Raw genomic sequence first — 21,227 nt, 5'->3', positions numbered from 1 at the left:
GCCCCCTCAGCCTCCGCCCCCTCACACCCCCGCGAAGAAGGCGCGCGCCACGGCGGCCAGGCGGGCGGGGTCGTCCGCGCCGCACATCTCCCGCGCGGAGTGCATGGACAGCAGGCCGATGCCCACGTCCACGGTGCGCACGCCCAGGCGCGTCGCGGAGATCGGGCCGATCGTGGACCCGCACGGGACGTCGTTGTTCGAGACGAACCGCTGGAACGGCACCCCCGCCGCCGCGCACCACCGCGCGAACGCGGCCTCCCCCGCGGCGTCCGTGGAGTAGCGCTGGTTCGCGTTGATCTTCAGCAGCGGCCCGTGGTTCACGCGCGGGTGGTTCACGGGGTCGTGCCGCTCCGTGTAGTTCGGGTGGACGAGGTGGCCGGCGTCGGCGGAGAGCAGCCAGGAGCCGGCCCGCGAGCGCGCCGCGCCCTGGCCGGTCACCCCGCACGCCGACAGCAGGCGGCCCATGAGCTCCTCCAGCAGCGGGCCGCCGGCTCCGGTGCGGGTCGCGGAGCCGACCTCCTCGTGGTCGAACGCGGCGAGCACGGGGATCACCGGGGCGCCCGCGGCCTCCCCCGCCACGCCCTCGGCGACGACGACGCCCCGCCCGGCCCGGTCGGCGTCGGCGGCGAGGGACTCGAGGGCGCGGAGCCCGGCGTGCACGGAGGAGAGGTTGTCGAGCCGCCCGCAGGCGAAGAACTCGCCGTTGGCGCCGAACGCGCCGCCCTGCTGGGCGTCCGCGACCACGACGTCCGCCCCGCGCACCTCGGCGGGGTCGACGCCGGCCTGCGCGGCGAGCAGCTCGAGGATGTCGCCGGTGAGGCGCACGACGGGATCGGCCGAGGCGCCGTCGGCGGCGTCCGTGCCCGCGGCGTCCGGGGCGCCGGCCACCGCGGCGACGATCGGCTGGGTGTGCCGCTGGCGGCCGAGGGTGAGGTCGTCGTTGGCGGAGCGGTCCAGGTGGATGGCCAGCTGCGGGATGCGCCCCACGGGGCCGGTGGCGGCCAGCACCTGGCGGCCGTCCGCGAGTGCCAGCCGCCCGGCGAACCGCAGCTCGCGGTCCAGCCAGGAGTTCAGCAGGGGCCCGCCGTAGACCTCGACGCCGGCCTGCACCCAGCCGTCGGCGGTGACGGTGAGGTGCTGCGGCTTGAGCTTGAACCCGGGGGAGTCGGTGTGCGCGCCGAGCAGCCGGAACACGGGCACGGCGTCGGCGGCGCGCTCCGCCAGGGCCTCAGGGAGGATCCAGGCGAGGACGGCGCCGTCGGTGACGCTGACGTAGCCGCCGGGAGCGGCGGGCAGGTCCTGCGCGGGGTCCACGCGGGTGAAGCCGACGGCCTCGAGGCGGCGGGCGACCTCCGCGGCCGCGTGGAAGCTGGACGGGGAGGCCTGCACGAACGCGGCCAGGTCCTGCAGGTGCGCGGAGAGGGCGGGCGCGCCCGGAACGGCGGCGGTCACGGTGCTCTCGGAGGTCACGGTGCTCATGGTCCTGACGCTACCGCGCGCCTACGCTGGAGGGACCCCGTCCCCTCCCGAAGGAGCCCGCCCGTGCCGAACGAGGTCCTGCTGGTCGCCGGCGTCGGCGCTGCGCTGTTCGTGCTGTGGGCCGTGGGCGGGTGGCTGATCGTGCGGATGGGCTTCACCCGGGACCGGGACCGCCTCCCGGACGGCCCCGGGCACGCCTCCGCGCTCCCCGACGGCGACGGCGCCCCCTCCCCCGGCCGGCTCCCCGCGGACCCGGCGCAGGATCCGCACGCGGCGTGGCGGGAGCAGATGAAGGCCGCCACCGTGGCCTCGGGCGCCCGCTGCACGTGCGAGGACGGCGCGGTCCCGGACCCCGACTGTCCCGTGCACCGCTGGGACTACGCCTGAGCCGAGGCCGCCCCCACCCCGGCGGCCACGGCCTCGCGCACCGGGCGCACGCCCGTCATCCCCGGGTCTGCCGGGCCCGCGGAGGGGTCCTCGGGGTCCCGGGCGGGATCGCCGCCCGGGCCGCGGACGAGGTCGTCGTCGGGGTCGAGGATCTCCAGGACCACGCGGGCGCACAGCCAGAGGACGGCCAGCATGTGGGCGAGGATCGCGGCCACGTACACAGAGTCGTCCATGGAGTGCTGCGGCATGGACCCGGAGGCCCCCTTGGCCAGGTACATCCAGACGGCGAAGAAGTGCAGCGCCTCCACGGTCTGCCACACCCAGAAGTCCTTCCAGCGGGGCAGGGCCAGCGCCATCAGCGGGATCAGCCAGATCACGAACTGCGGGGAGTACACCTTGTTGGTCAGCACGAACGCGGCGACCACCAGGAACGTCAGCTGCGCCAGCCGCGGCGGGCGCTTCGCGACCACGCCGAGCACGAAGATCCCGAGGCAGCACACCGCGAACGCGCCGTAGGCGTACATGCCCAGCCGCTCGTCGGGCACCGCCGCCCAGCCGGCCTGCGCGGCGACGACGTCCCACGCGTGCCACACGCTGGAGAGCCCCGGGCCGCGCTCTGCGGAGAAGGTGAAGAACACCTTCCAGGACTCGAAGTGGGTCAGCATCAGGGGCAGGTTCACGGCCAGCCACGCGGCCACGGCGCCCCCCGTGGCCTTCAGGAAGGGCCCGAAGCGGCGTGAGCGCACGGCCAGGATGAGGAGGGGGCCGAGGATCAGCAGCGGGTACAGCTTGGTGGCGGCGCCCAGGCCGAACAGCACGCCGGCCCAGCCGGGCCGCCCGCGGAGCCACACCCACATGCCCCAGGCCATGAGCGCCACGGCCCACAGGTCCCAGTTGACGGTGCCCGCCAGGATGATCCCCGGGGCGACCGCCACCATGAGCCCGTCCGTCCAGCGCCGGCCCGCCGTGCGCACGGTGAGCACGGCGGTGGCCGCCCACAGCCCGACGACGAACAGCAGGTTCACGCACCAGAACACCACGGTGCCCACGCTCGCCGGGAACGGCAGCCACTGCGTGAGCTGCGCCCCCACGGAGGCCACCAGGGACATCAGCACCGGGTACTCGAACGTGGATCCGGCCTGGAACGGCGCCCAGGGGTCCGCGGCGAACCCGCGCCCGCCGTAGAGCGCGGCCCAGTCCGAGTAGCAGCCCGCGTAGTAGACGTTCGGCGCACCCCAGCCGTGCAGCAGGCACGGCGACTTCTGGAGCACCGTGGCGATCGCCCCCAGCGCCACTAGCAGGGCCGTCAGGGCCACGGGCCCCGCCCACGCGCCGGTTCCGCGACCCCGGCCGTTGGCCGCCAGGCCCCCCGGGATCGCGAAGCGTCCGCCCCGGTCCCCCGGCGCCGGCACGACGCGCGGGTCCACCTCCCCCTCGGGGGTCGCCTCGTCGGACTCCACCGCCCCGGACCCCGCCGACGGTGCGCCCTCAGCGGAACCGGGGGGCGGCGTCGTGAGGGCGTGCCGCGGCGCGCGGTGCGCTCCCACGGGGACGTCCGGCCGCGCCTGCGGGGCGGGAGCGGGCGGATCGTCGGGGGCGGCGCCGGGCGCGGGGGACGAGGACATGCCCCCATCCTAGGAAGCCGCGGGACTCCGTACGGCCCTCTCGCGGCCGGGTCGGCCCGCGTCACGCGGCGTAAGCTGGGTCCGATCCACACCCGGGTGCGAGCTCCCTTGGCGGAGCCCGCGCGCTCGCCGCGCCCCGCGCCCGCCCACGGAACAAGAGGAGAGAGCCTGATCGTGGCCGAGAACCCCATCCGCGTCGCCATCGCCGGCGTGGGCAACTGTGCGACGTCCCTGATCCAGGGCGTCGAGTACTACAAGGACGCCCAGGCGTCGGACACCGTGCCGGGCCTGATGCACGTGCAGTTCGGGGACTACCACGTCTCCGACCTCGAGTTCGTGGCCGCGTTCGACGTCGACGCGAAGAAGGTCGGGCTGGACCTGTCCGAGGCGATCCTCGCGTCCGAGAACAACACCATCAAGATCTCCGACGTGCCCGCCACCGGCGTGACCGTGCAGCGCGGCCCGACGCTCGACGGCCTGGGCAAGTACTACCGCGAGACCATCGAGGAGTCCTCCGCCGAGCCCGTGGACGTCGTCCAGGCGCTCAAGGACGCGAAGGTGGACGTGCTCGTCTCCTACCTGCCCGTGGGCTCCGAGGAGGCGGACAAGTTCTACGCGCAGTGCGCGATCGACGCGAAGGTCGCCTTCGTCAACGCCCTCCCCGTGTTCATCGCGGGCACCCAGGAGTGGGCGGACAAGTTCACCGAGGCCGGCGTGCCGATCGTGGGCGACGACATCAAGTCCCAGATCGGCGCGACCATCACCCACCGCGTGATGGCCAAGCTGTTCGAGGACCGCGGCGTCACCCTGGACCGCACGTACCAGCTGAACGTCGGCGGCAACATGGACTTCAAGAACATGCTCGAGCGCGAGCGCCTGGAGTCCAAGAAGATCTCCAAGACGCAGGCCGTCACCTCCAACACCTCCGCCGAGCTCGCCGAGAAGGACGTGCACATCGGCCCGTCGGACTACGTGGCCTGGCTGGACGACCGCAAGTGGGCGTTCGTGCGCCTCGAGGGCCGCAACTTCGGCGACGCCCCGGTGTCCCTGGAGTACAAGCTCGAGGTCTGGGACTCCCCGAACTCGGCCGGCGTGATCATCGACGCCGTGCGCGCCGCGAAGATCGCCCTGGACCGCGGCATCGGCGGCCCGATCCTCTCCGCGTCCTCCTACTTCATGAAGTCCCCGCCCGTGCAGCACGCCGACGACGAGGCGCACGAGCTCGTGGAGGCCTTCATCCGCGGCGACATCGAGCGCTGAGCGGCACAGCGCCCCGGACAGCCGCAGCGCTGACCGGGCCCTCGGCCCCGGACGGCGACGCCCCCATCCTCCCCGCGGAGGGTGGGGGCGTCGCCGTGCCCGGGCGCGGCGGCTCAGCGCAGGCCGAGGCGCTCCTCGACGGTCAGGCGGATCAGCTGCGCGTAGATCCCCTGGCCCTCGTGGCCCGGGTGCACGCCGTCCGCGGACCAGCCGGGGACGTACGTGGAGGCGGCCTCCCAGTCGGCCAGGACCACCTGGTCGGGGTGGGCCTCCGCCTGCTCCACGGCCTTCCGCTGGGCGTCCTCGATCCAGGACATCGGCCCGTGGGGCACGACGACGACGAGCAGCCGGTCCGGGCCGACCGCCTGACGGATCTTGTCCCAGTCCCCCCGGCCGGCGGTGCCGTTGGCGCCCAGGGAGAGGACCACGACGTCCCCGAGGGTGCCCTCGCGGTCCATGGCGCGGATCTTGTCCGCGGCGTCCCAGATCTGGAAGCCGACCTTGGCGTCCACCACGATCCCGGGCATCTCCTCGAGGAGCGCGGGGGCGGCGGAGAGGGCCACGGAGTCGCCGATCAGGGTGGTGCGAGAGCCCACGTCGGAGGGCGGCAGGGAGGCCGTGAGCTCCTCCTGCGTGAACTCGGGGCGGGTGACCTGCGGGTCGCCCAGCGTGGACCCGGACGGGCTCGCGGAGGCCCCGGCCGAACCCGTCGCCTCGGCCCCGCCGGCCTCCGCGTCCTTGGACTTCTCCGCCTGCGCGGAGCGGCGCGCCTCGAGCTGGGCCTGCTGCTGCGCCTGCGCGTCCTGCAGGGACTGCTCGGCGGCCTGGATGTCCTCCTGGAGCTGCGTCTGCGCGGGCGAGTGCGCCACGGCCGCCACGGCGGCGACGGGCACGGCCACCAGGGCCAGCGCCGTCGCCCCGGCCGCCAGGCGCCCGCCGGGGCCGAAGGCGCCGCCGAACGCGCGCCGGGCCGCGTCGCCCCAGCCGCCGAACGCCCCGCGGAAGCCCTTCTGGAGGATGGGCTCCTCGAAGTACCGGCTGGAGAGGTCGGCGATTCCGGCGGTCAGCAGCAGCACGGCGCCGGCCGCCACGGGCTCGGCCCAGGACGGGGCGTCCACCGGCACCACGATCCGCATGATCACCAGCAGCGGCCAGTGCCACAGGTACGCCGCGTAGGACCGACGGCCCCACCAGCGCAGGAACGGGTTCCCGAGCGCACGGGAGAGGGAGTCGCGTCGGTCGCCCTGGGCCACGTGCCACACGATGAACGCGACGACGGCGGCCAGCCCCACGAGCACGCCGCGGTAGGTGGCGTCCTGGGTGCCGTCCACGAGGGCGAAGCCGGTGAACAGCACGACGACGGCCAGCCACGCCGCGGCGGTGCGCGCGGGGCCGGTGCGGAGCTCGGGGCCGCCGTGCTCGGGGCGCGGGACGTGGGCCAGGCCCATGGACACGCACGCGCCGAGCAGCAGGCCGAAGGCGTGGGTGTCCGTGCCGAAGTACAGACGGGTCTGGTCCGCCCCGCCGAGGGAGCCGAGCACCATGCCCGCCGCGGAGGCCAGCGCCACCACCAGCACCACGAGGATCCGGCGGCGGTCCGCCACACGCCCGGAGGCGTAGGTGTCCCGCTTCGGACGCACGACCAGGCACAGCCCGCCGATGATCAGCGGCCAGAGCACGTAGAACTGCTCCTCGATGGCCAGGGACCACAGGTGCTCGAACAGGGGCGGGGACGCGCGGTCGAAGTAGTCGCCGCCGTCGAAGATCATCAGCCAGTTGCTGGTGTAGGTCAGGGCGCCCAGCCACTGCCGCCCCAGCCCCGTGGGGAACTCCGCCACGGCCAGCCAGGCCAGGGCGGTGCAGGCCACGAGCGCCACCACCATGGCGGGCACCAGGCGGCGGATGCGGCGCATCCAGAAGGACGGCAGCCGCAGCCCCTTGCCGGCGTCCACGCCGCGGACCAGGCCGGTGGTGATCAGGAAGCCGGAGAGCACGAAGAACATGTCCACGCCCACGAACCCGCCCGGCAGGGCCTCGGGCCAGGCGTGGAAGACCAGCACGGCGAGCACGGCGATGCCGCGCAGCCCGTCGAGGGCCGTGATGCGACCGGGGCCGCGGCTGACGCGGAGCCCCGTGCGCGGGGCCGGCCCGTCCGCGAGCGCGGCCTGCGCATGGCGGGGGGCGGGGCGGGCGGCGTGGTGGTCCGAGGTGCTCACGGTCATCGATCATCCCATCCGCACACCCGGCGGCGCCAAGCCACCGAGATCACGATTCCGTCCCGGCCCCCGCGCGCGCCGTCCCGGCCTCCGCGCAGGCCGGGATCAGAAGAGGCCGGTGACGACGCCGTCGGCGGAGACGTCCATGCGGTCCGCCGCCGGGGAGGCGGGCAGGCCGGGCATGGTCATCACCGCGCCCGTGAGGACGACGACGAACCCCGCGCCCGTCTTCGCGGACAGCTCGCGGACGTGGACGGTGAACCCCTCGGGGGCGTTCAGCAGGGCGGGGTCGTCGGAGAACGAGTACTGGGTCTTGGCCAGGCAGACGGGCAGGCGGTCGAGGCCGCGGTCCGCGAGGTCGCGCAGCTGACGGCGGGCCACGGCGGAGTACTCGACGCCGGTGCCGCGGTAGATCCGCCGCACCACGGCCTCGATCCGCTGGGCGACGTCCATCTCCTCGGTCCACAGCCGGGTGAGCTCGGCCTGGGGCGCGCCGGGGGCGGGCAGCGCCTCGCCGAGGGTGCGGGCCAGCTCCAGGGCGCCCTCGCCCCCGCCGCCGTGCACGTCCGCGACGGCCACGGCCACGCCGCGTTCGGCGCCCCAGGCGCGCAGGGCGTCCAGCTCGGCGTCGGCGTCCTGGGCGAAGCGGTTCACGGCCACGACGACGGGGGCCCCGTAGGACTGCATGTTCTCGACGTGGCGGGTCAGGTTCGCGGTGCCGGCGCGGAGGGCGGCCACGTGCTCGGCCTCCACCTCGGCCGCGGGGCGCCCGGCGCGCTCGGCCGCGGCGGCGACGCCGGCCTTCACGTCCGTCAGGGAGATCCCGGCCTGCAGCTTGAGGGCGCGCACGGTCGCCACCACCACGACGGCGGCGGGCGGGAAGCCGCCGGCCACGGAGGTGAGGTCCATGAACTTCTGCCCGCCCAGGTCCGCGCCGAACCCGGCCTCGGTGACCACGATCTCCCCGAGCCGACGGGCGGTGCGGGTGGCGATCACGGAGTTGGCCCCGTGGGCGATGTTCGCGAACGGACCGCCGTGCACGAGCGCGGGGGTGCCGCCGAGGGTCTGCACGAGGTTGGGGCGCATCGCGTCCTTGAGGAGCACGGCCATCGCGCCCTGCGCCCCGTGGGGCCCGATCTGGGAGGCGGTGACGGGCTCGCCGTCGAAGGTCTGGCCCACCGTGATCCGGCCGAGGCGGGCCTTGAGGTCGGCGAGGTCCGCGGCGAGGCAGAACACGGCCATGGTCTCCGTGGCCACGGTGATCTCGAACCCGCCCTCGCGCGGCACGCCCTGGGCGCGCCCGCCCAGGCCGGTGACGACCTGGCGCAGGGCGCGGTCGTTCATGTCCAGGGCCCGCTTGATGCTCACGGTCCGCGGATCGATGCCCAGGACGTTGCCCTGCTGGATGTGGTTGTCCACGAGCGCGCACAGCAGGTTGTGGGCGGAGGTGACGGCGTGGAAGTCGCCCGTGAAGTGCAGGTTGATGTCCTCCATGGGCACCACCTGCGCGTGACCGCCGCCGGTAGCGCCGCCCTTGATGCCGAACACCGGGCCCAGGGAGGGTTCGCGGAGGGCGACGACGGCGCGCGCCCCCGCCACGGCGGCCGGGGCGTCCTCCTGCCCGGCCAGCAGGTTCAGCCCGTCCGCGAGGCCGACGGTGACGGTGGTCTTGCCCTCGCCGGCCGGCGTCGGGGAGATGCCGGTGACCAGGACGACGCGCCCGTCCTCCGGGGCGGTGAGCGCGTGCACGTCCACCTTGGCCATGTGCCGGCCGTAGGGGATCACCAGCTCCTCGTCGATCCCCGCCTCGGCGGCGATCCGGGCGATGGGGCGGATCGGGTGGGCGGCGGCGATCTGGGCGTCGGTGAGAGGGGCCTCGGTCATGGCCCCATCCTGGCACCGCCCGGCCGCGTCGCGGGACGCCGTGGGCCGGGGACGGGGAGCGGTGCCGGGTCCGGCGTCAGGGTCGACGCGCCGCGGCGACGAGCCCGCCGCCGAGCGCGGCGCCGCCGCAGCGCCTGGAGGCGGCCGGGCACGGGTACTTCGCCTTCGGCATGGAGCAGCCCGAGCTGTTCCATTCCTTCTCGCGCAAGGACCCGATCGAGCCGGAGGGGCCGCAGCCACGACCCGAAGGGCCCTTCGACCTCCTGCGCTCGCTCGTGGCCGACGCGCGGCCGGATGCCACCGAAGACCAGGTCTTCACCCTCGCCGTGGGACTCTGGGCGTCCGTGCACGGCATCACCACGCTGTGCGCCGGGGGCATCCTCCGGCAGCTTCCCGCCGCTCGGAAGCGGAACCTCATGGAGCAGACCATCGCCGCCCAGGTCTCCGGCCTGCTCTCGCCGTCGGCACCGCGGCGACATCTCCGCCGGCCTGCACGGCGGCGATGTCGCGGAGGCGCGGTCACCTCAGTCCCGGGCTCCGCCTCCCGACGACGCCCCGGCGGCCTCCGGCTGCTCCGCCCACCAGCGGCGGAGCTCGGCCTCGGCGGCGGCCTGCTCGTGCGGCCCCTCGTCGAGGCGCCACTCGAGCAGGTGCGCGTAGGCGCGGCCCACCACCGGGCCGGGGCGGATGCCCAGCAGCGCCATGATCTGCTGGCCGTCCAGGTCGGGGCGGACGGCGGCGAGCTCCTCGGCGGCGGAGATCTCCTCGATGCGCCGCTCGAGGTCGTCGTAGGCGTGGGCGAGGCGCTCGGCCTTGCGGCGGTTGCGGGTGGTCACGTCCGAGCGGGTCAGCGCGTGGAGGCGGGGCAGGAGATCCCCGGCGTCGTGCACGTACCGGCGCACGGCGGAGTCCGTCCAGCCGGCCTCCCCGTACCCGTAGAAGCGCATGTGCAGCTCCACGAGGCGGGCCACGGCCTTGATCGTGTCGTTGTCGAAGCGCAGGGCCTTCAGCCGCCTCCGCACCAGCTTGGCGCCCACGTTCTCGTGGTGCCGGAAGCTCACCGCGCCGGAGGGCTCGAAGCGGCGCGTGGCCGGCTTGCCGACGTCGTGCAGCAGCGCCGCCAGGCGCAGCACCACGTCCGGGCGCTCCGGGGAGTACCGCTCCTCCTCCCCCATGGCCTGCTCCAGGACCTGCAGGGAGTGGGCGTAGACGTCCTTGTGGCGGTGGTGCTCGTCGGTCTCCAGCTGGAGGGCGGGCAGCTCGGGCAGGACGATCTGCGCCAGCCCGGTGCGGACCAGCAGGTCGAGGCCGGCGCGGGGGCGGTCCCCGCGGACCAGCTTGACCAGTTCGTCGCGGACGCGCTCGGCGGAGATGATCCCGATGCGCTCGGCCATGTCCGTCATGGCGGCCTCGACCTCGTCCGCGACGCCGAAGCCCAGCTGGGAGGCGAACCGGGCGGCGCGCATCATGCGCAGCGGGTCGTCGGAGAAGGAGTCCTCGGGGGCGCCGGGGGTGCGCAGCACGCCGGCCGCGAGGTCCCGCACGCCTCCGTGGGGGTCCACGAGCTCCATGGCGGGCAGGCGCAGGGCCATGGCGTTGACGGTGAAGTCCCGGCGCAGGAGGTCGTCCTCGAGGCTGTCCCCGAACGCGACCTGCGGCTTGCGGGACGTCGGGTCGTACTGCTCGGCCCGGTAGGTGGTGACCTCCAGCTGCCAGCCGCCCTTCTGGAAGCCGATGGTGCCGAAGTGCCGGCCCACGTCCCAGGCGGCCTCGGCCCAGCCCGCGCCGATCCGCTCCGTGGCGTCCGGGTCCGCGTCCGTGGTGAAGTCCAGGTCCACCACGGGCCGGCCCAGCAGCAGGTCCCGCACGGGCCCGCCCACCAGGGACAGCTCGTGCCCCGCCGCCTCGAACCGGCGGCCCAGCTCCACGACGACGGCGGGCAGGGCGGCGTCCGCAGGGAAGCCGGCGGGGAGGGGGCGGGTGTCGGTGCGGGGTTCCATGATGCACACCAGGGTGCCAGATCGGGCCCCGGACCCGGGCGGGCGGACGCCGGTTAGAGTGGAGGTCATGTCCAGCCCCGATCCGACCGCGCACCGGGGCGCCCCCCTGCCGTCGGCGCTGGGCGCCTGGCGGCGTCGCCCGCCGCAGCCGCCGCGCCCCCTCGCGCCCGGGGCGCCGGCCGCGCGGCCGCAGTCCGGCGCGGGCCTGCCCACCGTGGAGGAGGTCTCCGCGGGCGGCATCGTGATCCGCGAGCACGCCGGGGACCTCGAGGTCGCCGTGATCGCCCGGTACAACCGGGGCGGCCGCCTGGAGTGGTGCCTGCCGAAGGGCCACCCGGAGGGCGCGGAGGACCACCGGCAGGCCGCCGTGCGCGAGGTGGAGGAGGAGACCGGCATCGCCGGGTGCATCCTCGAGCCGCTGGGCTCCATCGACTACTGGTTCACCGTGTCCCGGCACCGCGTCCACAAGACCGTGCACCACTTCCTGCTGCGCGCCACGGGCGGGGAGCTGACCACGGAGAACGACCCGGACCACGAGGCCGTGGACGTCGCCTGGGTGTCCATCGACGACGTCGCCCGCCGCCTCTCCTTCGCCAACGAGCGCCGCATCGTGGACCTGGCCCGCCAGGTCATCCCCCAGCACTTCCCGACGGGCCGCCCGCCGGGACGCCCCTGACCCTCCCGCACGTCCCGATCCCCCTCGACCCGCGCCCGGCGCGGGCCCCCTGATGACCGATGGGTGACCCTTGAGCAGCAGAACCGCCCCCCGCCGCGCCCTCCCCGCCGACGACGCACCGCGCCCGAAGGAGGTCGAGGACGTCGTCCTCCCGGCCTCGGACCCCGAGGCCCCCGCCCAGGCGCAGGAGGAGGTCCCGGAGGGCGAGCGCCGCGCCGGACGGTCCACCGCGATCATGGCCGCCGGCACGATGATCTCCCGCGTGCTCGGCTTCGTCCGGGCTGCGCTGCTGACCATCGCGATCGGCACCACGGTGGGCACGGTGGCGGACATCTTCGAGGTCGCCAACTCCCTGCCGAACGTGATCTACCTGCTCCTGGTGGGCGGCGTGTTCAACGTGGTCCTGGTGCCGCAGCTGATCAAGCACGCCAAGGACGCCGACCGGGGCGCGGACTACACGTCCCGGCTGATGACGCTGGCCGTGCTCGTCATGCTGGCGGCCACGGTCCTGGTCACCGCGGCGGCGGCGCCCCTCATGGCGGCCCTGACGCGCGGCTGGTCCCCGGAGATGCTGCAGCTGGGCACCGTGTTCGCACTCTGGTGCCTGCCGCAGATGTTCTTCTACGGCATGTACGCGCTGGTGGGGCAGATCCTCAACGCGAACGGGCGGTTCGGCGCGTACATGTGGGCGCCCGTCCTGAACAACGTGGTGGCGATCGCCGCGATCGGCCTCTACCTGGTGATGTTCGGCCGCTACTCCGGCGGGGACCTGCTGGGCCGGTGGACGCCGGAGCAGACCCTCGTCCTCGCGGGCGGGCACACCCTCGGCGTGATCCTGCAGGCGCTCATCCTGTTCCTGCCGCTGCGCGGCCTGGGCCTGGGGCTGCGTCCGAGGTTCGGCTGGCGGGGCATGGGCCTGCGCCACACGGGGCGGATCGCCGGGTACACGCTGTTCACCATGGCGGCCAGCAACATCGTGCTGCTGCTCTCCCACCGGTACATCAACGGCGCCTCCGCGGCCCGCGAGGACCCGTCCGTGCGGGTGCCGGGCACGGAGGGCTGGGACCCGGCCATGGCGGACGCCCTCATCCCGGGCCTCACGGCCTACAACCAGGCCATGCTCATCTCGGTGCTCCCGCATTCGGTGTTCGTCCTGTCCCTGGCCACGGTGCTCTTCAACAAGCTGGCCCGCTCCATGGCGGCCGGGGACCACGCGGCGGTCCGGGAGACCACGGCGCGCGGCCTGCGCACGTTCGCCGCGCCGATCATGTTCAGCCTGGCCGGCGTCGTCGTGCTGGCGGGTCCGCTGGGCCGCCTGTTCGGCTCGACGGCCGAGTCCGCGCAGGTGACCGGCATGGCGGTGGGCGCGGTGATCCTGCTGATGAGCCTGTCCATGCCGTTCCGCTCCGGCAGCTTCTACCTGCTGCGCGTGTTCTACGCGGCGGAGAGCGCACGGATCCCCATGGTCGTGCAGGTCACGACGTCCCTGCTCACGCTGGCCGTGACCGCGGCGGGCGCGTACCTGCTGCCCCTGTGGGCCATCACGTACTGGGCGGCGCTGGCCTCGGTCGTCTCGCACGCCTTCCAGTTCTTCTTCGCGCACGTGCTCGCGGTCCGCCGGTTCGGCGACTACGGGTTCACGCACGTCCTCGCGGCCTACGCGACGACGGGCGCGGCGGGTGTCGTGGCGGGGGCGGCGGGCGCCGTCGTCGCCTGGCTGCTGGGCGCGTACTCCGGCGGCTGGGCGTGGGGGTCCATCCTGTCGGCGCTGGTCACGTGCGCCGTGGTGGGCCTGGTGATGGCCCCCGTGTACGTGGTCGCCCTGCGCGTGCTGCGCTTCCCGGAGCTCGCGTCCGCGGCGGCCCCGCTGGCCCGCCGGGTGCCCGCCCTGGGGCGCCTGCTCGGCGCCCGCTGAGCCCGGCCGCGGACCCGCCCCGACAACACAGCCCGCCCGACTCGAGCGGGGGGCCCTCCCGCCTGCGTATCATCGGGGACCGTAGCCCGTTCGTCAGGAGAAGAGCCCGTGCCCCAGCCCCTCGCCGTCGGTTCCGTCCTGGGAGGCCGGTACCGCATCACCGACCATGTGGTGACCTCCGCCGACCAGAACATGGTCTTCCAGGGAGCGGACCAGGTGCTCAACCGCCGGGTGACCGTGCTCGTGGCGTCCCCGGAGAACGCCACGCAGGTGGCGGCGTCGGCGCGCGAGCTGGCCACGGGCGAGCGGCAGGACGACGTCCAGGTCCTCGACCTGGGCCTGAGCGAGGGCCGCACCTACCTGATCGCCGGCGGGAACCCGGACCCGGACGTCCTGCTGGGCCTGGCGTACGCCCAGGAGCTCTATGTGGAGCCCTTCCAGACGGACTCCCTGGGCTCGGAGATCTTCGGGGAGTCCCGCACGGAGCAGGCCCACGAGTACGACGACGACGACGCCTACTACGCGGACCTGGACCGTCGACTGCGCGCGGACCAGAAGCAGTCCCAGCGCCGCCCCGGCTTCCTGAACCGCATCTCCGAGAAGCTCAACGAGCGCGTGCGTCCGGCCGACGGCACGGCCGCGAAGGCGGCCGCCGGTGCGTCGGCCCTGGCCGCGGCCGACGCCGCCACCAAGGCGCAGCTCGCCGAGCAGGAGCGCGCCGAGCGGGAGGCCCGCGAGGCCCAGGAGAGGGCCGAGCGCGAGGAGGCCCAGGAGGCCGAGCGCCGCGAGCGGGAGGCCCAGGAGAGGGCGGAGCGGGAGCGTCTGGAGCGCGCCGCCGCGGCGCAAGCCGAGAAGGACCGTGCCGCCCGCGAGGCCGCTGAGGCCGAGGCCGCCGCCCGCCGCGAGCGGGAGGCCCAGCGCCACGCCGAGGCCGAGACTCGGCGTCGCGAGGAGGAGGCCGCCGCTGCGGCCGCCCTCGCCGCCGCGGCCCCGGCGGCGGACGCCGATCCCGCGGACGCCCCTACGCAGGCCGTCCCCGTGACGGAGCCGGCCTCCACGCCTGAGGCCGTCCCGGCGCCCGTGCGTCGTCCCCGACCGGCACCGCGCCGCGCCCTGCCCGCGGTGGCGTCCGCCGCCGCGGTGGCCGCGTCCGTCTCCGCCGAGGAGGGCGCTTCCGCCGCCGAGGCCGCCCCGGCGGAGAGCGTCGCCCCCGAGGCCGTGCCCACGGCGACCGCCACCTCGTCCGCCGCGATCGCCGTGGCGGAGGCCGAGCCGGCCGTCACGGAGCACCGCGAAGAGGCCCACGCCGCCCCCGTCGCGGGTGGGGCGGGCGCCGGCGCCCCGGCCGCGGGCGCCACCGCCGCCCCGGCCCGCAGCACGAGCGGGAAGGGCTGGCTGATGGTCCTCGGCCTCCTCGCGCTGCTGGCGCTCGCCGGACTGGCGGGCCTGTTCCTGCTGGGGCAGAACACCCGCAGCGTCGAGCCCGCGCCGTCCGCCTCGGCGTCGTCCGCGGCGCCCTCCACCGCCCAGGCCTCCTCCGCCCCGCCGGCCGCGTCGTCCTCCGCTGCGCCCACCGCGTCGTCCTCCGCCGCGCCGAGCACGGAACCGGCCCCCTCGACCTCGGCGGCGGCCCCGGCCCCCACCGCGGCGCCCCAGGCGGTGGCCGTCACCCGCCAGGTGCCGGAGATGCCCGAGCTCGAGGCCCCCAACGACGCGACGCTGGCCAACCTGATCGACGGCGACCCGAACACCGCCTGGCAGAGCTACACGTACGCCCGCCCGAACTTCGGCGGCTACGTGGGCAGCATGAACCTCGTGGTGCAACTCCAGGAGCGCACCACGATCAGCGAGGTCCAGCTGGAGAACCGGGGCGCCACCGGCGGCAAGTGGATCGCGTACGTCGCGAACACGGCCCAGGGCGGCGAAGGCGACGCCCGGGTGATCGGGCAGGGGACCTTCGACGAGGACTCCATCACGATCCCCGTGGACATCGCCGAGAACCAGGGCCAGTACGTGATCCTGTCCATCACGGGCCTCCCCCAGCTGGAGGGCGCCGGCCAGCGGCCTTACGGCCTGCAGCTGACGGAGATCGGGGTCCGCTGACCCCCTCCCCCCGACGACGGCGCGGGCCGGCCGGAATAGCCGCCCCGCGCCGTCCGTTGTCCCCGACGAGCGCACACCACCCCCGATCCGAGGAGTCCCCGTGACCACCGCAGAGCAGGACCAGCAGGTCCGCAACGTCGCCATCATCGGCTCCGGCCCCGCCGGGTACACTGCGGCCATCTACACGGCCCGGGCCAACCTGTCCCCCGTGCTGCTGGCCGGGTCCGTGACCGCCGGCGGCGAGCTGATGAACACCACCGAGGTGGAGAACTTCCCCGGCTTCCCCGAGGGCATCCAGGGCCCGGAGCTGATGGCGAACCTGGAGGCTCAGGCGCGCCGGTTCGACACCGAGGTCGTCTACGACGACGTCGTCCAGGCCGACCTCACCTCGGACCCCAAGGTGCTCACCCTGGGCGACGGCTCGCAGATCCGCGCCCACGCGGTGATCATGACCACCGGCTCCGCCTACCGCGAGCTGGGCGTGGAGGGCGAGAAGCGCCTGTCCGGCCACGGCGTGAGCTGGTGCGCCACGTGCGACGGCTTCTTCTTCCGCGAGCAGGAGATCGCCGTCGCCGGCGGCGGGGACTCCGCCATGGAAGAGGCCCTGTTCCTCACGAAGTTCGCCTCCAAGGTCCACGTGCTCGTCCGCCGGGGCGAGTTGCGCGCCTCGAAGATCATGGCGCAGCGTGCCCTCGAGGAGCCGAAGATCGAGTTCCACTGGAACACCGAGGTGGCCGAGGTCCAGGGCGACGACAAGCTCAGCACCCTGACCCTGCGGGACACCGTGACAGGCGAGGAGTCCTCCCTCGAGGTCACCGGCCTGTTCGTGGCGATCGGCCACGATCCGCGCACCGACCTGGTGAAGGGCCAGCTGGAGCTCACCGAGCACGGCACCATCCGCATCGACCACCCGTCGTCGCGCACCTCGGTGCCGGGCGTGTTCGCCGCGGGCGACGTCACGGACCACACGTACCGCCAGGCCATCACCGCCGCCGGCTCCGGCTGCGTGGCCGCCCAGGACGTGGAGCACTACCTGGCCACGGTCGCGGACGTGGCCGAGGCTGCCCCCGCGGCGCCGGACTCCGACTCCGTCGCCTGAGCGTCCTTCCCGACACCCCTGACATGTGTCAGCGGCAACACGCCGAACGACACTGACATGACCGCTTCGAACCCCGTCTGACAAGGAGCAACACCATGAGCACCATCAACGTCACCGACGCCGACTTCCAGGCCAAGGTCCTGGACTCCGAGCTGCCCGTCCTCGTGGACTTCTGGGCCGAGTGGTGCGGCCCGTGCCGCATGCTGGGCCCGGTGCTCGACGAGCTGGCCGCCGAGCACGAGGGCGAGGTCCTCGTCGCCAAGCTGAACGTGGACGAGAACCCGGCCTCCGCCGCTAGGTACGGCGTGACCTCCATCCCGCTGGTCCTGGGCTTCCAGGGCGGCGAGAAGGTCGCCGAGTCGGTGGGCGCCAAGCCCAAGGCCCAGCTGGAGAAGGAGTTCGCTGCGCTGCTCGGCTGAGGCCACTCCCCCATAGACGACGGGGCCCCGTCACCGATGCGGTGACGGGGCCTCGTCGCGTCTGCGCCGGCGCGTCAGCCCTTCACGGGGGTCGAGTCCCCGCCGCCCTGGATGAGGTCCATGATGCGGTTCAGGTCCTCCACGGAGGCGAAGTCGATCGCGATCTTGCCCTTGCGGGCGCCGAGCGTGATCTTCACCTGGGTGTCGAGCCGGGAGGTGAGGGCGGTGGCGAAGTAGTCCAGCCGCTCGTGCCGGGTGCTCTCCTCGCGGGATCGTGTGGACTTCGGGGCGGGGCGCACGGCCCCCTGCAACTGGGCCACGGCGTCCTCCGTCGCGCGGACGGACAGGCCCTCGGACACGATCCGCTGGGCCAGCCGCTCCATCTCCGCGGGGTCGGTCAGGCCCAGGAGGGCGCGGGCGTGGCCGGCCGTCAGGGCGCCGGCCGCCACCCGACGCTGCACCAGCGGGGGAAGCTTCAGGAGGCGGAGGGTGTTGGAGATCTGCGGGCGGGACCGGCCGATCCGTTGGGAGAGCTCCTCCTGGGTGCAGGAGAAGTCCTCCATGAGCTGCTGGTACGCGGCGGCCTCTTCCAGCGGATTCAACTGAGAACGGTGGAGGTTCTCGAGGAGCGCGTCCCGCAGCAGGTCCTGGTCCGGGGTCTGCCGGACGATTGCGGGGATGGTCGCGAGGCCGGCACGCTGGGTGGCGCGCCAGCGGCGCTCGCCCATGATCAGCTCGTAGGGCGTGGCGGCGCCCTCCACCTCGCGCACGACGATCGGCTGCAGGACGCCGACTTCGGTGATGGACGCGACGAGTTCGGCCATGTGGTCCTCGTCGAAGACCTCGCGCGGCTGACGCGGGTTCGGGTGGATGTCTCCGACGGGGAGCTCGCGCAGCACGGCGATGTCCGCAGAGACCGTGCCCTCGGGCTCGTCCTTCCGGACGGGTGCTGCCTGCTCCGTCTCGGACTTCGGGGCGGGCTTGGAGGGAGCCTTGACCGTGGGCATCGACGGGCGCGCGGACCGTGTGGGGCGGTGCCGGCCGCTCTCGGGGGGCTCGTCCGACGTGCCCTCGCCACCGCCGAAGAAGATGTCCGCCGGGCGGGGGACCTCCTCCTGCGCTGACCGTGTCGCGGTGGGTTCGGGGGTCTTGGCACCCTTTGATCCAGTGGACCGACTTGTCTTCTGTGACCCGGTCCCGGAAGAAGCGGTCTTCTCCGCACGGTCGGAGCTGTGGTCTTGCTGGGTGGCACCGTCCGATGCCGGCAGGCCGTTCTGAGATGACTCAGCGGTCCTGGCCGTGCGCGTGGACCGCTTCGCGGGGGCGGCTGTGGTCTTGTTCGAGGACGCCGCCGAGGGGCTGGAGTCCTCCCTCGTCGGCGGCTGCTCGATCTCGGCGGTGTTCTGAATGAGGGCTCCGAGCCCTCGGCCCAGGCCTCCCCTGCGGGTGCTCATGGATCCTCCTGCGGTCGGGTGTGCCCTCATTCTAGGCGGTACCCGGTGGCCCGGGGGTCGTTTCACGTGAAACGCCCGCGCCGAGGCGGGTTGGCCGGGGATGCCTCGAGGGCCGGTGGTGACTGCTCTCTAGGAGGGCATCCGCATGGGCAATGAGTGACGCTCACCGCTGGCAGGCTCATGGGAACATGCTTCTCAATGACATGCGTGTGGGCGGACTGCGTCATGGTCCGTCACGTCACTGAACGCCTCTGCTGAAACGTGTCACCGGAGAGCATTGTTGTCGCTGTGGCGTCCTGCCGGGGTACACACCCCATGGTGGCCAGCGCGTCAGGAGGGTCCTGTTTCACGTGAAACGGGGCGGTATACAGGTGGATCACCCAGGCCGTGGGTGGGGTTGGGCTCCACCCGTCGATCCCGCTTTCCACGCAACGGCGCTGGATAGGGACCGTTCCATCCGCTGACTCTGCCGACGACTTTGGACGGCTGGGTGACACCCTCTACCCTCCCCGCTCCGCCCGATACTCAGTAGAGGGGTGGTTCAGGTGGTGCGTTTCACGTGAAACATGGCATGACGCCGAGGGGGCGCGGGCCGGCACCTGCCGCACCGGCATTGACTGAACGTGAGGCGACAGCGCCGATATGAGCCGGCGGGGGTGGGATTGGGTGATCGATCGGACCGCACCTCCCAAGACGAGCAGCTCACGTGACCGCAGATGGATCGACCACGTGCGTCTTCGCTGAGAGTGGTGGTGGTTCACGTCAAGCGACGGTCGCATAGAGAACCGCTGCGATCGAGTGTCTGGCCACTCGCTGAACGCTGGTTGGTTTCACGTGAAACACCTCTGGGAGTCCCTCGTCGTCGGTGAACATTCCGATGCCGGCAACAAGCTGCCTCCACGCCGTCGCCTCCACCGACGACAACCACGTGTCGTGCAGCGGGAGAGGGTTTCGAGACCCCAAGAGCAGGTGTGGGCGTTGGAAGGTCACGAGGTCACTCATTTGAGGCGTCCGTCGAACGAGCGGCCGGCGGAGCAGCCGAATCCACGCCGACCCACTCGCATCACAGGTTCCTCGATTCTCCTGTGAGGGCGCAGCGAACATGTGACTCACAGCAGAGACCACAGCATGTCCCGGGGGCGGAATCCGGGCATACGCTGCTGGTCTCCGACGGTCAACTGACTCCGAAGGTCACTCTATCCACAGGATCCATCCACATATCAACACGCCCGCCTCGCCTTCATCTGCCCGTGAGGCATGGGGTTCTCCACAGGCGGGTCGGGATTCCCCTTGCCCCACAGCCTTGGTACAGGGGGGAACGACGCTGATACTGGTATGGGACGCCAAGCGAGCTCGCTTCCTTCGTCGCCCGGAATACCGGTGCCACGGTTCCTCCCGTTGTCGCCTGGGCGACTCCGAGGGGCGGCTCTGTGCGCGTGCACAGTCTCTCGCCCGCCCTTCACGAAGTCGACAGATGCATCGGGATTCGCCCCTCAGCGCGTCTCATCCAGCCCCGCACGCAGGACTGGTGATCGTTTCACGTGAAACCCTCCATTCCCCGCGATCACCCAAGAGAGAATCAAAATCAATGCACTGCCGTTGTCGATCGATGGGGGACGGGGAGACTGCCCGTCTCCGCGGGGTACAACAGATGGCCCCCTCCCGCGCCGGAAAGGGGGCCGTCTGCCTGCGTCGGGTCAACGCGCCTGCGGGGCACCCCTCCGGGCGATCTCAGCGGCCGCCTCGCGGTAGGCCACGGCGCCGGCGGAGGCCGGGTCGTAGGTGACCACGGTCTGCTGGTAGCTCGGCGCCTCCGAGATGCGGACGTTGCGGGGGATGGCCGTCTCCAGGAGCTGCTCCGGGAAGTGCGCCTTGACCTCCTCCGCCACCTGGACGGCCAGATTCATCCGGGCGTCGAACATGGTCAGCAGGATGGTGCTCACCTGCAGCTTCGGGTTGAGGTGCTTCTGGATCATCTGCACGTTCTTGAGCAGCTGGGAGAGACCCTCGAGGGCGTAGTACTCCGCCTGGATCGGGATGAGCACCTCCTCGGCTGCCACGAACGCGTTGACGGTCAGCAGGCCCAGGGACGGCGGGCAGTCGATGAACACGTAGTCGAGACGCTCCTGCCCCTGGTCGGCACGCCACGCCATGTAGCGGTCCAGGGCGCGAGCGAGGCGCTGCTCGCGGGCCACCATGGACACCAGCTCGATCTCGGCGCCGGCCAGGTCGATCGTCGCGGGCACCACCTGCAGGCCGTCCACGTCCGGGGCGTCCTGCACGGCCTCGTGGATCTCCATCTCGTCCAGGAGCACGTCGTACACGGACGCGACGTCGCCGGCGTGGGGCACGTTGAGGGCGGTGGAGGCGTTGCCCTGCGGGTCGATGTCGATCACCAGGACCCGCATGCCGGCACGGGCGAGCGCGGCGGCGAGGTTCACGGTCGTCGTCGTCTTGCCCACGCCGCCCTTCTGATTGGACGTGGTGAACACGCGGGTGCGGTCCGGCACGGGCAGGCGCCGCGCCTTCAGGCGCGCGGCCTCCTCGGGGGATGCCTTGTCCGACGCGCGGCCGGACCACCTCTGCTTGAGGGCCTTCCAGGTCCCGCCGCGGCTGTCCTGATCCTTGGCCATGGGTGCTCCTCCCGCCCGGGACGCGCCGGGCTGCTCCGTCGAGGGGAGACCGCCGGGCCGCCCGCCCCGGGGGAGGG

The 21,227-nt window shown here is 73.3% G+C and carries 14 protein-coding genes and 1 pseudogene; 8 read left to right on the top strand and 7 right to left on the bottom strand.

The features are described 5' to 3' along the window. Positions 1 to 21 precede the first annotated feature (21 nt). Positions 22 to 1,479: a M18 family aminopeptidase gene (locus tag KW076_RS01980; RefSeq protein ID WP_224355986.1), complete on the bottom strand. Its 1,458-nt coding sequence runs from the start codon at positions 1,477 to 1,479 to the stop codon at positions 22 to 24. A 63-nt stretch (positions 1,480 to 1,542) separates the two neighbouring features. Here KW076_RS01980 and KW076_RS01975 point away from each other — a divergent pair, with 63 nt between their 5' ends. After that, the gene (locus KW076_RS01975; protein WP_224355985.1) at positions 1,543 to 1,866 is read left to right on the top strand and encodes a hypothetical protein; all 324 of its coding nucleotides are present in this window, start codon (positions 1,543 to 1,545) and stop codon (positions 1,864 to 1,866) included. On the opposite strand, the gene KW076_RS01970 is transcribed toward KW076_RS01975, so the two are convergent. Next, a complete protein-coding gene (locus tag KW076_RS01970; protein WP_224355984.1) occupies positions 1,857 to 3,491 on the bottom strand; it encodes a glycosyltransferase family 87 protein in 1,635 nt (544 codons plus the stop codon). The genes KW076_RS01975 and KW076_RS01970 overlap by 10 nt on opposite strands. A 174-nt stretch (positions 3,492 to 3,665) precedes the next feature. Between KW076_RS01970 and KW076_RS01965 the strand changes: the two genes are divergently transcribed. Continuing rightward, positions 3,666 to 4,751 (top strand): inositol-3-phosphate synthase, encoded by a 1,086-nt coding sequence (locus tag KW076_RS01965; RefSeq protein ID WP_224355983.1) that lies wholly within the window; start codon positions 3,666 to 3,668, stop codon positions 4,749 to 4,751. A 113-nt stretch (positions 4,752 to 4,864) separates the two neighbouring features. Here KW076_RS01965 and KW076_RS01960 read toward each other — a convergent pair whose 3' ends face one another. Together KW076_RS01960 and KW076_RS01955 are read right to left on the bottom strand one after the other, a co-directional pair. Next, positions 4,865 to 6,973 carry an acyltransferase family protein gene (locus tag KW076_RS01960; protein ID WP_224355981.1) on the bottom strand — a complete coding sequence of 703 codons (2,109 nt, stop codon included), beginning with the start codon at positions 6,971 to 6,973 and terminating at the stop codon, positions 4,865 to 4,867. A 99-nt stretch (positions 6,974 to 7,072) separates the two neighbouring features. Next, on the bottom strand, positions 7,073 to 8,851 hold the full coding sequence (locus tag KW076_RS01955) for a formate--tetrahydrofolate ligase (RefSeq protein WP_224355980.1): 1,779 nt from the start codon (positions 8,849 to 8,851) through the stop codon (positions 7,073 to 7,075). A gap of 134 nt (positions 8,852 to 8,985) precedes the next feature. Here KW076_RS01955 and KW076_RS12615 point away from each other — a divergent pair. Next, positions 8,986 to 9,273, top strand: a pseudogene (locus KW076_RS12615) (TetR-like C-terminal domain-containing protein); the annotation flags it as partial. Between the two features lie 102 nt (positions 9,274 to 9,375). On the opposite strand, the gene KW076_RS01945 reads toward KW076_RS12615, so the two are convergent. Next, complete coding sequence (locus tag KW076_RS01945) at positions 9,376 to 10,851, bottom strand: CCA tRNA nucleotidyltransferase (RefSeq protein WP_224355979.1); 1,476 nt, start codon at positions 10,849 to 10,851, stop codon at positions 9,376 to 9,378. 67 nt (positions 10,852 to 10,918) lie between these two features. On the opposite strand from KW076_RS01945, the gene KW076_RS01940 reads away from it, so the two are divergent. The 5 genes from KW076_RS01940 to trxA all read left to right on the top strand — a co-directional run bounded on the left by KW076_RS01940 (position 10,919) and on the right by trxA (position 17,063). After that, a complete protein-coding gene (locus KW076_RS01940) occupies positions 10,919 to 11,527 on the top strand; it encodes an NUDIX hydrolase (protein ID WP_224355977.1) in 609 nt (202 codons plus the stop codon). A gap of 70 nt (positions 11,528 to 11,597) precedes the next feature. Continuing rightward, complete coding sequence (gene murJ / locus KW076_RS01935) at positions 11,598 to 13,442, top strand: murein biosynthesis integral membrane protein MurJ (RefSeq protein ID WP_224355975.1); 1,845 nt, start codon at positions 11,598 to 11,600, stop codon at positions 13,440 to 13,442. A 108-nt stretch (positions 13,443 to 13,550) separates the two neighbouring features. Then, complete coding sequence (locus KW076_RS01930; protein ID WP_224355973.1) at positions 13,551 to 15,545, top strand: discoidin/SUN/FTP domain-containing protein; 1,995 nt, start codon at positions 13,551 to 13,553, stop codon at positions 15,543 to 15,545. A gap of 100 nt (positions 15,546 to 15,645) precedes the next feature. Next, positions 15,646 to 16,644, top strand: coding sequence for a thioredoxin-disulfide reductase (gene trxB, locus KW076_RS01925; RefSeq protein WP_224355972.1), 999 nt, complete (start codon positions 15,646 to 15,648; stop codon positions 16,642 to 16,644). 95 nt (positions 16,645 to 16,739) lie between these two features. Beyond that, positions 16,740 to 17,063, top strand: coding sequence for a thioredoxin (gene trxA, locus KW076_RS01920; RefSeq protein WP_224355971.1), 324 nt, complete (start codon positions 16,740 to 16,742; stop codon positions 17,061 to 17,063). A gap of 74 nt (positions 17,064 to 17,137) precedes the next feature. Here trxA and KW076_RS01915 read toward each other — a convergent pair whose 3' ends face one another. Further along, positions 17,138 to 18,331, bottom strand: coding sequence for a ParB/RepB/Spo0J family partition protein (locus KW076_RS01915; RefSeq protein ID WP_224356756.1), 1,194 nt, complete (start codon positions 18,329 to 18,331; stop codon positions 17,138 to 17,140). Positions 18,332 to 20,214: 1,883 nt separating this feature from the next. After that, positions 20,215 to 21,150, bottom strand: coding sequence for a ParA family protein (locus tag KW076_RS01910; protein WP_224355970.1), 936 nt, complete (start codon positions 21,148 to 21,150; stop codon positions 20,215 to 20,217). Positions 21,151 to 21,227 lie beyond the last annotated feature (77 nt).

The sequence above is a fragment of the Micrococcus porci genome (genome assembly GCF_020097155.1).
Lineage (GTDB): Bacteria > Actinomycetota > Actinomycetes > Actinomycetales > Micrococcaceae > Micrococcus > Micrococcus porci.
Note: the sequence above shows the minus strand (reverse complement) of the source record. Positions and strands in the feature narration are given on the sequence as shown.